The organism is Leeuwenhoekiella sp. ZYFB001 (assembly GCF_011784865.1).
In the GTDB taxonomy this organism is placed as follows: Bacteria; Bacteroidota; Bacteroidia; order Flavobacteriales; family Flavobacteriaceae; genus Leeuwenhoekiella; species Leeuwenhoekiella palythoae.
On record NZ_CP050460.1, the window covers coordinates 1,258,431 to 1,270,486 of the forward strand.

General features: G+C 38.6%; 15 protein-coding genes. 9 read left to right on the forward strand and 6 right to left on the reverse strand.

Translation table 11 applies throughout. The features are described from left to right. Positions 1-114: 114 nt before the first annotated feature. The gene (locus HCN54_RS05485) at positions 115-528 is read left to right on the forward strand and encodes an acyl-CoA thioesterase (protein ID WP_167596876.1); all 414 of its coding nucleotides are present in this window, start codon (positions 115-117) and stop codon (positions 526-528) included. Here the strand turns inward: HCN54_RS05485 and HCN54_RS05490 are convergent. From HCN54_RS05490 to ribD, 4 genes are read right to left on the reverse strand one after another with little or no spacing between them, the layout of a single operon-like run. Beyond that, on the reverse strand, positions 518-1,135 hold the full coding sequence (locus HCN54_RS05490) for an IMPACT family protein (protein ID WP_167596877.1): 618 nt from the start codon (positions 1,133-1,135) through the stop codon (positions 518-520). The two genes, HCN54_RS05485 and HCN54_RS05490, sit on opposite strands and share 11 nt — an antisense overlap. Before the next feature lie 2 nt (positions 1,136-1,137). Next, the gene (locus HCN54_RS05495) at positions 1,138-2,013 is read right to left on the reverse strand and encodes an EamA family transporter (protein WP_167596878.1); all 876 of its coding nucleotides are present in this window, start codon (positions 2,011-2,013) and stop codon (positions 1,138-1,140) included. After that, on the reverse strand, positions 2,010-2,624 hold the full coding sequence (locus HCN54_RS05500; protein ID WP_167596879.1) for an HAD family hydrolase: 615 nt from the start codon (positions 2,622-2,624) through the stop codon (positions 2,010-2,012). Before HCN54_RS05500 ends, HCN54_RS05495 begins: the two co-directional genes overlap by 4 nt. After that, on the reverse strand, positions 2,617-3,669 hold the full coding sequence (ribD, locus tag HCN54_RS05505; RefSeq protein ID WP_240924952.1) for a bifunctional diaminohydroxyphosphoribosylaminopyrimidine deaminase/5-amino-6-(5-phosphoribosylamino)uracil reductase RibD: 1,053 nt from the start codon (positions 3,667-3,669) through the stop codon (positions 2,617-2,619). Before ribD ends, HCN54_RS05500 begins: the two co-directional genes overlap by 8 nt. Before the next feature lie 35 nt (positions 3,670-3,704). Here ribD and HCN54_RS05510 point away from each other — a divergent pair, with 35 nt between their 5' ends. The 7 genes from HCN54_RS05510 (at position 3,705) to HCN54_RS05540 (ending at position 9,814) form a co-directional block, all read left to right on the forward strand. Further along, positions 3,705-4,184 (forward strand): GNAT family N-acetyltransferase, encoded by a 480-nt coding sequence (locus tag HCN54_RS05510; RefSeq protein WP_167596880.1) that lies wholly within the window; start codon positions 3,705-3,707, stop codon positions 4,182-4,184. Continuing rightward, positions 4,185-5,027, forward strand: coding sequence for a peptide chain release factor N(5)-glutamine methyltransferase (gene prmC, locus HCN54_RS05515; RefSeq protein WP_167596881.1), 843 nt, complete (start codon positions 4,185-4,187; stop codon positions 5,025-5,027). Beyond that, positions 5,027-5,617, forward strand: coding sequence for a TIGR00730 family Rossman fold protein (locus HCN54_RS05520; RefSeq protein ID WP_167596882.1), 591 nt, complete (start codon positions 5,027-5,029; stop codon positions 5,615-5,617). Before prmC ends, HCN54_RS05520 begins: the two co-directional genes overlap by 1 nt. A gap of 3 nt (positions 5,618-5,620) precedes the next feature. Further along, positions 5,621-6,145 carry a hypothetical protein gene (locus HCN54_RS05525; protein ID WP_167596883.1) on the forward strand — a complete coding sequence of 175 codons (525 nt, stop codon included), beginning with the start codon at positions 5,621-5,623 and terminating at the stop codon, positions 6,143-6,145. 61 nt (positions 6,146-6,206) lie between these two features. After that, complete coding sequence (ligA, locus tag HCN54_RS05530) at positions 6,207-8,204, forward strand: NAD-dependent DNA ligase LigA (RefSeq protein ID WP_167596884.1); 1,998 nt, start codon at positions 6,207-6,209, stop codon at positions 8,202-8,204. Positions 8,205-8,393: 189 nt separating this feature from the next. After that, positions 8,394-9,083 (forward strand): hypothetical protein, encoded by a 690-nt coding sequence (locus tag HCN54_RS05535; RefSeq protein ID WP_167596885.1) that lies wholly within the window; start codon positions 8,394-8,396, stop codon positions 9,081-9,083. Positions 9,084-9,106: 23 nt separating this feature from the next. Then, positions 9,107-9,814 (forward strand): hypothetical protein, encoded by a 708-nt coding sequence (locus tag HCN54_RS05540; RefSeq protein ID WP_167596886.1) that lies wholly within the window; start codon positions 9,107-9,109, stop codon positions 9,812-9,814. On the opposite strand, the gene HCN54_RS05545 is transcribed toward HCN54_RS05540, so the two are convergent. Both HCN54_RS05545 and HCN54_RS05550 read right to left on the reverse strand, forming a co-directional pair. Beyond that, positions 9,811-10,719 carry a bifunctional metallophosphatase/5'-nucleotidase gene (locus HCN54_RS05545; RefSeq protein ID WP_167596887.1) on the reverse strand — a complete coding sequence of 303 codons (909 nt, stop codon included), beginning with the start codon at positions 10,717-10,719 and terminating at the stop codon, positions 9,811-9,813. The two genes, HCN54_RS05540 and HCN54_RS05545, sit on opposite strands and share 4 nt — an antisense overlap. Before the next feature lie 2 nt (positions 10,720-10,721). After that, positions 10,722-11,471 carry a 5'-nucleotidase C-terminal domain-containing protein gene (locus HCN54_RS05550; RefSeq protein ID WP_167596888.1) on the reverse strand — a complete coding sequence of 250 codons (750 nt, stop codon included), beginning with the start codon at positions 11,469-11,471 and terminating at the stop codon, positions 10,722-10,724. Positions 11,472-11,537: 66 nt separating this feature from the next. Between HCN54_RS05550 and HCN54_RS05555 the strand changes: the two genes are divergently transcribed. Beyond that, positions 11,538-12,056: a DUF6913 domain-containing protein gene (locus HCN54_RS05555; protein WP_167596889.1), complete on the forward strand. Its 519-nt coding sequence runs from the start codon at positions 11,538-11,540 to the stop codon at positions 12,054-12,056.

The window sequence follows — 12,056 nt, forward strand, 5'->3', positions numbered from 1 at the left end:
GCAAATATGTGAACAAAAATTGTAATAAAAAAAGAAAATTAGATTGCTTTTTTAGAATTTTTTCCGCATAATCTTTTCCTTCTTGAAAGTATAAATTTATTTGTTAATAACTGTATGAAAACGCATAATAGTTCTGTTAAAGTTAGGTATGGAGAAACCGATCAAATGGGAGTGGTTTACCATGGTAATTACGCTAAATATCTGGAAGTTGCGCGTATAGAATGGTTGTCTGATTTAGGGGTTTCTTATAAAAAAATGGAAGAAAATGGCGTGATGCTCCCTGTTTATGACATGCGATATTCTTTTTTAAAGCCTGCTTTTTTTGATGATCTTCTAACGGTTAAAACAACGTTGCGAAAAATACCCCGAGCGAGTATAGTTTTTGACTATGAAATTTATAACCAAAATCAAGAATTATTAACAAGAGCCGAAACAACTTTAGTCTTTGTTGATATGAAAACCAACAGGCCCACGCGTTGTCCACAATATATATTAGATCTACTTTTAAATCAAGATGCTAAAGAATAGTAGTTTGGATTCCGAAGACGGCATCAAAACGTTCTTGAATGCGTTCTAAATCATTTTTTCGAACCGAAACAGTTACCGCACAGCTCAGTTCCATTTTTTGATTAGCAATAGTTAGTTGCTCTTCTTTAATGATGCGCATCACGGTATGTAGCAACGCATATTCAAATTTTAACTGAAGTTCTTCAGTAATAGTTTTGACTACAATCTTCGCGGTCTCTAAAGCGAGTTGCGCTGCAGTTTTATACGCTTGAATCAAGCCGCCAACGCCTAGATTGGTTCCGCCGTAATAGCGAATCACGGTTACCAGCGTGTTGGTTACTTCAAAAGATTGCAATTGCCCGTAAATGGGCGGTCCGGCAGAGTTTCCCGGTTCGCCATCATCATTAGCTCTGTAGTGTTCATAATTTTTGCCCAATTGCCAGGCGTAACAAATATGTGATGCTTTGTTGTGTTGTTGATGCAAAGAAGTCAGGATTTCTTCTATTTCTTCCTCAGTGCGTACGGGATGCGCTTGACCTATAAATTTGCTTCCACGGTCTTTAAACAAGGATTCTGCACTTGTTTTGGTGATGGTTTTGTAAGTGTTTCTTTGAGATTCTTCCTGCATAGTTATGATTTTACTACGGCTATAAGTATAATACTTACAACAGCGATTGCAATCCCGATCCAGTTTTTTGTTGAAAGCTTTTCCTTAAAAAATAAAATGCCAATCAAGGTCGCGACCATAACAATACCCACATTGTTTAGCGTGAAAACCGTACTGCTTTCTAGGGAAGGGTGGCGCAACGCCTGAACCAAAAAGTAGATAGAATAGTAATTAGGGATTCCTAAAGCAATGCCTCCAACTAAATTCTTGAAGGCTAGAGGTTGTTTGTTTTTGATGATTTGATAAAATAATACGGCAATTCCTAATACAAACGCGGTAAGAAAAATCATCGCAGAGAACAAGGGTACGTCCAGTTCTGCTACAAAGCTGTCTTCGAGAAATTTTATGCTGGTATCAATGATTCCGCTGCCTAGAAATACCAAAATAGGTAAGAGCAGACCATTATTTTTTACTTTTGAAATTTCGCTTGAATTTTTCAACGAAACCAAATACACTGCAATCAAAGCCAGCACGATTCCCAGAATTTTAAGCGGGCCCGAACTTTCTTTGTAATAGATTAATCCAAAAAGTATAGGGAGAACGACACTCATTTTGGTCGCGACAGAAACCACAGATAGACCATTGCGTTGCGTGGTGATCGCCATAAGATTAAAGATCACAATAAAAAGCACTCCAAGAAAAAGCGTTCCCGGAAACCAATCATACGATGGAATTATTGTTAAGTCAATAGACTTACCATACGCTATAAAACCACAAGTGGTTGCGATCAAATAGTTGACCACAATGGCTTGAAAAGTGTTGACTTTAAATGTATCATACAATTTAAAGACTAAAAAGATGATACTTGAAGATGCTATGCTGAGCAGAAGGTAGATCAAAACAGCTGCTTCTTGATTTCAAAAAGTTGGGTAATATCTTCTTTGCCGGGTTCTAAATGCCAAGTGTGAATTCCCATTGAGGATGCTGCAGCCGTATTTAAGATGGTGTCGTCTATAAAAAGTGTTTCTTGGGCAATCAATTGATCTTGTTGTAAAACAAAATCATAGATCTCGAGATCAGGTTTGCGCATATGTATTTGCTGCGAAAGATAAAAGCGCTCAAAACAGTTTTGAAATTGAGAATACCGCATCGCATCCATGTTTTTGATTACCTGCTCGATGTGCAGATCATTAGTGTTGCTCAATAGAAAAAGCCTATACTTTTTAGATTTAGCCAGCTGGATGATCCAGTCTAAACGGTGTTGCGGAAAATCTAAAATGATGCTGTTCCAAGCCTGTTTAAAAGAAAGCGCAGTAAGTGAAGGAAATTTATTCAGGTAGTGTTCAGTAAGCGCTTCACTACTCATTAGCCCTTTCTCATAAGTGTTATGCCAATTCACCATTTCATCATCAATTTGACGAATTCCCATTTTAGCGAGGGCTTGTTCAGGGGCTTTTTTGTCCAGGTTGATAAAGACATCTCCAAAATCAAAAACAATGTTCTTAATCATGTTTGCGGGTATAATAGACCAGTAGGTCTCCGGTTAGTTTTTCGGTTTTTAGGGTCTTAGCTCTTTTAAGTTTCGGAGCGTGTATTCCACTAGTAAAACTTGTAGTTCCTTTAAACACGCGGGCTTCGTCCCAAGCTTCGGCATCAATAAACTGTTGTAAGGTAGCGCTTCCGCCTTCAATAATTACAGATTGTAAACCTTCTTTATAAAGAGAAGCTAATATCTGCTGGATCGTATTTTTTGTAAAATCGATCGTTAGGTATTTGAGATTATCGCTGTTAGACTGCTCCTTTTCAGTAAAAACAAGTGTCGGAACAGTGTGATCAAAAACAGTGCTTTCAAGATCTATTTTAAGCTTGCGATCTATAACAATACGCGTTGGAGAAGCACCACTCCAATCTCTGGTCGTAAGTGAAGGATTGTCTGCTTCCACAGTTCTTCGACCTACAAGAATACTTTGTTCTTCTGCACGCCATTTGTGTACGAGTTGCTTGCTATATTTATTAGTGATCCAAACCGGCTCTCGTGTAGAGCGCCTTTCAGCATTGGGAGCGATAAATCCGTCAAGGCTTTCGGCCCATTTGAGAATTATATACGGGCGTTTTTGTTGATGAAAGGTAAAAAAGCGTTTGTTCAGATCTATACATTCCTGCTCCAGAACACCTACTAAAACTTCGCAGCCAGCGTCCATTAATTTTTTAATTCCGCGACCGGCAACTTCAATAAATGGGTCAACCGTGCCAATCACTACCTTTTTAATCCCTTTTGCAATGATCATATCACTACACGGCGGCGTTTTCCCAAAATGACTGCAAGGTTCAAGGCTTACATAAATGGTTGCTTTTTCAAGAAGTGAGGTGTCCTTCACACTATTTACGGCGTTGACTTCGGCGTGGGGTTGTCCTGCTTGATGATGCCAGCCTTCACCAATTATTCGGTCATTATAAACGATTACGCTCCCCACCATTGGATTGGGGTAGGTGTTCCCAAGGCCGTTTTTGGCCAGTTGCAGGCAGCGCGCCATGTATTTTTCATGTATCTTCACAGCCTCAAAAATACCATTTAAAAGTAAGAATATCTATGTTGCACATTAGGGCAGTTGAAGCCGCTGATAATAAAGAGTTGGCGAACCTTTTAAGATCAATTTTGATCGAAATGGGCGTGCCAAAAGTGGGTACCGCTTATGCAGATACCGCTTTAGATTGTATGTACGAGACTTATGATGTAGATCAAGCGGAATATTTTGTTATTGAAGAAGATGGAACACTTTTAGGAGGTGCCGGTATTGCGCCTTTGGCCAATTATGAGGGACCGGTTTGCGAACTTCAAAAAATGTATATTTCTGCTTCGCTACGCGGAAAAGGAGTAGGGCAGCGCCTCATGAACACCTGTCTTGAATTTGCTGAAAACCAGGGCTTTGAGCAGGTTTATATTGAGACGATGCCATATATGGAAGCGGCACAAAAACTCTATAAGAAATCAGGTTTTGAGTATATTGATGGGCCGATGGGCTGCACCGGTCATAGTGCGTGTCCCGTGCATATGCTAAAGACGTTTTAAATGGTTTTAAAGGAATATCGTCAACAATTTTACGACGCCTTAGACGCACTTTACCCACAAGAAGAGTCTGAGACTTTTTTTAAAATTCTCTCTCAAGAATATCTCAAGTTGGCAGCATTTGAAATTCCTTTGAATTTTCAATTGGAGCTTACTGAAGCGCAGCAAACTCGTTTTGATCACGCTTTAAACAGACTTAAAAAGTTTGAGCCGCTGCAATATATTGTAGGTACTACAGAATTCTACGGATTCCCATTTGTACTTTCTCCTGATGTGCTCATCCCCAGACCAGAAACTGAAGAACTTGTCGAGTGGATTTATACAGACTTTAAAGATCAAGAATGTACAGTCTTAGATATTGGTACGGGTAGCGGCGCAATTGCGGTAAGTTTAGCTAAAGTATTGCCTAAAGCTTCGGTTACTGCGCTGGATGTTTCAGCAAAAGCTTTAAAGATTGCGGCTGAAAATGCCACGGCCAATGCTGTGAAAGTTCGGTTTATTGAACAGGATATTTTGGCCTGTGAGACGTTAGAGAAATCGTATGATGTGATCGTTTCCAATCCGCCTTATGTGCGTGATTTAGAAAAAGCAGAGATCAAGCCCAATGTAATAAATTATGAACCGCATTTGGCTTTATTCGTACCTGATGACAACGCTTTACTTTTTTATCGAAAAATTGCAGAATTAGCACTGAAAGCACTTCAGCCTAATGGAATTTTGTATTTTGAGATCAATCAATATTTGGGTGAGCAAACGGTATCACTTTTAAAAAACATAGGATTTTCAAAAGTAGAATTGCGCAGCGATTTTGCCGGAAATCCCAGAATGATAAAAGCACAACGCTAATGAATACTTTAAAATCAATTTGTGTTTTCTGCGGAAGCAGTGAAGGAAATGATCCTGCAATTCTAGAACAAGCTAAAGTTTTAGGAAACCAACTTGCAGCGCATAACATCACGCTTGTTTACGGGGGCTCTCAGTTAGGAATTATGGGGGCTGTTGCCAAAGCTAGTCTGACTCAAGGAGGTAAGGGGATTGGGATTATTCCTGAATTTCTTAAAACAAAAGAAATTGTCTACACAGATCTTGACGAAGTGATTACCACGCAAAATATGCACGAGCGCAAATTAAAAATGCAAGAAGTAAGCGATGGTTTTATAACGCTTCCGGGCGGTTTCGGTACGTTTGAAGAGCTTTTTGAGATCATTACTTGGAGTCAATTGGGTTTACATCACAAACCCATTGGTTTGCTGAATATCAATGGTTTTTATGACCACTTGATTGCAATGCTCGATGAGATGGTCAACCGGGGTTTTCTAAGTTCAAAGAATAGGCAGTTGCTCATCGTGGATGATGAGGTAGACGGACTTCTTGATAAAATGAAGCATTTTATACCAGACTTCACTTCAAAATTTCTTAAACCCGAAAACACATAGATTTTGATTCGGGTTTTTGGGATGGTATTGTTGTTAATGCTTACTTCGTGTCTTACGCGCGATGAGCGCATTAGCGAATTTCAAGATAAATTGGGTTTAGAAAAGGCTCAGGTTTTGAATGAAATGGTAGACCATTTTGAAAGGAGTTTACAAGTCGGGTACTCGAAACTCGAATTGAAGGATGCGTATCTTCAGCTGTTGGAGGATTTAGAACATCAAGCTTCGGATAATACCGAAATGTTATTTCAATGGCCCGAAGCACTTCTTTTGAAATATAAAAATTCAGGCCTGCAAGATGATTTTTATAAACAGAAGTCCAATTCGAAAACTTTGAACGAGAAAGGTGTATTTTTTAAAGCAATGCGTTCCCAAAGCTATTATGATGAACTCATCGCTGAATATTTTTGGGTTTTAAAACAAACGGGGAGAATAACTCCGTCGCAGTTTGCTTCCGGAATGCTTCGGTTTGATTTTGATCCCAATAATTTTTTTCACAAACGCATACTTGTTTTTCAGTTTTCGCCTTAATAAGCCTTTTAATCTTAAGCGCTAAAACCCGAACTTTACCAACTTTGACAAACTACTAGCTATGACCACTCAAGATAAAATTGAAGCTTTACGCGCAGAACTGCGACAGCATAATTATAATTATTACGTGCTAGATCAGCCACAGATTGATGATTATACTTTTGATCAAAAATTAAAGGAGCTGCAAGAATTAGAGTCAAAGCATCCTGAGTATCACGATCCAAACTCTCCAACCTTGAGAGTAGGTGGGCAAGTGACTAAAAACTTTGCTACGGTCAAGCATCAATATAGAATGTATTCGCTAGACAATAGCTATTCTCAAGAAGATCTTGAAGATTGGGAGCAACGCATTAAAAAGTTGGTTGATGGAAAAGTAGAATACGTGTGCGAACTTAAATACGATGGTGCTTCTATAAGTTTAACTTATGAAAACGGAGCTCTTGTACGCGCGGTTACGCGAGGAGACGGTACGCAGGGAGATGATGTTACCAATAATGTAAAAACCATACGCAGTGTTCCTTTAAAACTGAAAGGAGATTACCCTGATAAATTTGATATTCGTGGGGAGATCGTGTTGCCATTGGCCGGTTTTGCTGCAATGAATGCAGAACGGGTAGAAGCCGGTGATGAGCCGTATAGCAATCCAAGAAATACAGCTTCCGGAAGTTTGAAACTTCAGGATAGTGCTGAGGTGGCTAAGCGTCCGCTAGAATGTTTGTTGTATAGTATCGTAGGTGAAAATCTCAATTTTGACTCACAGTTTGAAAGTCTTGAAAAAGCCCGAAGCTGGGGTTTTAAAGTGCCTGATGTCGCTAAAAAAACCGCATCAACTGCGGAGACTTTTGAATTCTTGAATTATTGGGATGAGCATCGTCATGATTTGCCTTATGAGACTGACGGTGTGGTGATCAAAGTAAACAGTTTTAGACAACAGGAAGAATTAGGTTTTACTGCAAAAGCGCCGAGATGGGCGATGGCGTATAAATTTAAAACGGAACAAGCAGAAACCGTTCTTGAGAAAATAACTTATCAAGTGGGGCGTACGGGAGCAATCACTCCGGTAGCGAATTTAGTTCCGGTGCAATTGGCGGGGACTATCGTAAAACGTGCCTCGCTGCACAATGCCGATCAGATTGAAAAATTAGACGTGCGTGAGGGAGATAGAGTTTATGTTGAAAAAGGAGGGGAGATCATTCCTAAAATTGTTGGGGTTGATTTTGAAAAACGTGATGCTGATTCTGCACCCACAACCTATATTGATACCTGTCCTGAGTGTGGAACGCCGTTAGTGCGTCAAGAAGGGGAAGCGCAGCACTATTGCCCGAATGATATGGGGTGTCCACCGCAAATAATAGGTAGAATTCAGCATTTTATTTCGCGTAAAGCTATGGATATTGAAGGGCTTGGCGGGGAAACGGTTGCTTTGTTGGTAAAAGAAGGTTTGATTAAAAATTACGCTGATTTATATGCCTTAAAAAAAGAGCATATCCTGCCTTTAGAGCGAATGGCTGAAAAATCTGCCGATAATCTTATTAAAGGTATCGAAGCTTCAAAACAAGTGCCTTTTGAGCGCGTGCTTTTTGGATTGGGAATACGCTATGTGGGAGAAACCGTTGCGCGAAAACTGGCAAAACAATTTAAAAACATAGATGCGCTTGCGGCTGCTACTGAAGAAACTTTAATTGCGGTTGATGAAATTGGTAATCGCATTGCGCACAGTGTTGTCGCATTCTTTTCAGATGCGTATGCGCAAGAGTTAATTGATAGATTAAAAGCGTATGGTTTGCAGTTGGAGCTTGATGCTGCGGTGTTAGAAAATCAAACGGAAAAGCTTAAAGGTCAAACTTTTGTGATTTCAGGTGTTTTTTCAAAAGTGTCACGTACCGAACTGAAAAAAATGATTGAAGATAATGGGGGAAAGGCTTCAGGTAGTATTTCTTCAAAAACAAACTATTTAGTTGCCGGTGAAAATATGGGTCCTAGTAAATTGCAAAAAGCCGAGTCTTTAAATGTGCCTATTATCTCAGAGGATGACTTTTTAGAAATGTTAGAACAATAAATTAGGTGTGAATTTAAACTTTTTCGAGAGCGCAATTAAGCTAGCCTTGTACTTGTACTTTTATATTAAAACTGTTTGAATTTACAATTTTGTCGGTCATATTGAAACAAATACTTTGTGAGTAAGACAGATTCCTTAATTTTTAAATTAAAAAGCGATTGAATCCAAATCGGCTTCTAAACATTGTAAATGAAATACAAACACCTTCTGCTTGCATATCTCTTACTGGGGTTTTTAGAAGTTTTTTTACCTGATCGCTTTTTCAATCTTGCGGTGTCTTTGCGACCGATTAATGTAGCGATAATCTACTGTTTTTATGTTGGCAATACGAAACAGCATAATTATTTGTTGCTTTTTTATTTAGTATGTGAACTGTTAAATGAAATTTTCTTCTTAATTGATTTTACAAAGTATTTTACGCTTGTGCTTAGTTGTTACAGTATCGCGACTTTTACGATGATCTATCATTTATGGCCGATTTTAAAAAGTGCAGCAAATAAAGCTGATGCTGTAGATTGGTTGCGCCCCAGTTTAGGTTTGCTTGCTATATTTTATATGTTCTGGAAGTTGAGTCTGATGGTGTTTGATGAATTGCCCAATAATTCTATATTTTTTGTCGGGGTACTAGCTTTGGTCTGCTGGTCTGTCTTTTGTTTTCTGGTTCCGGTTAAAAACAAGCATCCAGACAATTTTGCTCTGTATTTTATGGGTGGAGCTATGGCAGTAATGGCGCCTTCAATGTTTATCTATGAATTTATCTGGACTTTTGAAGTGATTTTGTATTTCTCCTTGCTGTCTATGTTGCTTTTTAAAATTTTCTTAGTTTGGTATCTAATTCAATTTAAATATATTCTAAGTTCTCAAGAAGAGTATTTCTAGTCATAACATGCATTTAAAATAGTATGGAATTACAACCTCTAAAATCGAATACTGTTCTTGTGAGTAGCGGTTTGGCTTGCGTGTTATTTATTCTGTTATCCAGCGTTACCTCAAAAGTTGGGTATTATATTCAGCCCTTATTTTATATAGGATTTTATCTGTATTATTTTTTGTCGTTACAACGTCATAATTACGTTTTTGCGATTTTTTTAATTTCGGCGTATATCGGGGAAGCTTTTTTGATCACAGATGTTCATCGCTATTTTGTTGAGATCGTGAGCATGTTTATTATCGCTGCCGCAGCTTTGCTTTATACCTTTTGGCCTATTCTCAAATTAAAGCCTCGAAAAATTACTAAAGCCATGCTTGTAGAGCCGGGCATTGGTACCCTATTTTGTATTTACACTATCATTTATCTAATGACGATGTATTACGATTTGATACCGAATAAATTTCTATTTGTATCTGGCACAATTTTACTTTTGGTATTTACGATCGTTTGCTTTTTAATACCCTTACGCAATAGACACCCCAGTAATGTGTATTTGTATTTAATAGGAGGAGGCTTGTTAATCGAAGCGATTTTGGCTTTTGTTTTTACCTACAGTATTTCTATTCCCATAATAGCTATTGGAGCCAAAATAGCAATTTGTGTGCATAAGGCTTGTGTGACCTTATACTGCGTTAGTATAGATCACGTACGAACTGATATGAGCTACGACGAATATTAGACCGTGATCGTCTTTGAAGTTGTTTTTACGGTTCCTGAGGTGTCAAATTCAAAATCTATTCGACCTAGATTAATTCCGGCCCAACCCACTTGATTTACCAAAACATCTTCATCCTTAGCATTAGAAACAACCACTGGTTTGTCTAAAAAGGTATGAGTGTGTCCGCCAATAATCAAGTCGATCCCACTGGTTTTTTCAGCAAGTTTTAAGTCCGAAATTTTATCATAACGATATTCGTAGCCCAAATGTGAAAGGCAGATTACCAAATCACAAGCTTCTTCTTCTCTTAAAATTCGGCTCATATCTTGCGCAGCTTCAACCGGATCTAGATACTGCGTTTCTTTACTTAATGCTTTAGTGACTAAACCTTCAAGCTGAATACCAACTCCAAAAACACCTATTTTAATTCCATCTTTAATAAAAACCTCATAAGGCTTGGTAAGCCCTTCCATAGCTGTATTGGTGAAATCATAATTGGCGCTAAGCATTTTAAAAGTTGCATTAGGCATTTGTGCTGCTAAGCCGCCAACGCCATTGTCAAAATCGTGATTACCTATCGTTGCCGCGTCATATTTTAAAAGGCTCATAAGTTTAAATTCTAACTCGCCACCATAAAAATTGAAGTACGGCGTACCTTGAAAAATGTCCCCGGCATCTAGAAGTAATGTATTCGGATTTTCCTTACGAATAGCTTCAATAAGAGTCAATCGTCGGGCTACTCCGCCTTGATTAGGGAAGGAAGCATCCTCAGGAGAAAAAGGGTCTATATGACTATGCACATCGTTCGTGTGCAAAATGGTGATCTTTTTTGATTTTTCCGAAGCACCAAACAAGTCTAAACTTGGCATACCAGCAACTGCTGCCGTTGCGATCCCGGTTTGTTTTATAAATTTTCTTCTCTCCATAATTATTCCTTTGTAAATCTGTTATCTCTTACCGGTGCAATGGTATCCTGAGTTTTAAAATAGTCTACTAAAATGCTGCGTATTTTATAATCCAGAACCTCCATACTCACAGGATCGCTGAAAAAAGTCATACCATCACCACCTTGCTGTAGATAATCATTGGTGGCTATAAAATAGGTCTGACCTTCTTTGACAGGTTCACCATCAATAGACGCCTTGACTAAATTATTATTATCGTCAATACTGATTTGCATTCCGGCGATAGGATGCGCTTTACCAGATTTAAGATACTCAAACATTTCGTTTACTTTATCGCTTGTAAGTTCTACGACCACAACGCTGTTTTCAAATGGCATCAAGTCAAAAGCGGTGCGCATCGTTACATCACCTGCATTCAGCGTAGAGCGAATTCCCCCGTGATTGAGTAAAACCGCATCGATGGTGTTACCGGTACGTTTTTCAAAAACAGGATTGCTCAATTCTAAAACGGCATCAGCCATCATATTCCCCAAAGCGGTATTAAACGGTCCGTCGTTTTTAGATAAGCTTTGAGGTGCATAGGCTAGCACCGCACTCATTTCTGCATCAATGCGCGCTTTAAAAGGAGCGACATATTCTACAATAGCCGGATCACTTTTGATACTATCTGTAATTGGAATTTGCTTCCCGTCTATATGGGTTAAAGTCGCTTGAGAATCTTTGCAGCTAAACACGTGTAGCGCAAGGAAAAGGAGAATAAAATTTCTAAGCATTGAGGAATGAAATAAAAGATTTGCTTTGCGCTTTAATTAATTACATTTGCGCCAAAACAAATTTAGATGTTTTTAGACGGATTGAAGCACAATTTGGTTAAAACTAAGGTTAACAATTGGCTTGCTCAACCCACGACACATAAGGAAGTGGGGCCTATAGCTAATGTGGTGATTTTGGTTGAAGCGCGTTTTGTAAATGAAGGAAAAAACCTTCTGAAGCGCCTGGGTAAGTTGACTCAATCTTCTGAAAATAAACTTGTTGTTTTTGCTGAAAAGCGTGCAGATCAGAGTGCTGAAGATTTGCTCTATATGAGTAAAACGGACTTCAGCCTCTTTGGAAATTTGAAAAATGAAGCGGTAAAAAACCTAATAGACCAACCTTTTGGTTTACTTATAAGTTATTACACTTCAGAAAATGTATTTTTGAATTTCGTTGCAACGCAATCCAAAGCAGCTTTTAAAGTAGGCATTGATCACAAAAACACAGCGATTAATGCGCTTACAATTCAAGTAGAACCTACTGATGTAGCTGCGTTTGAAACCGAATTAGTAAAGTATTTAAAATTATTAAAACGCATAGAATAG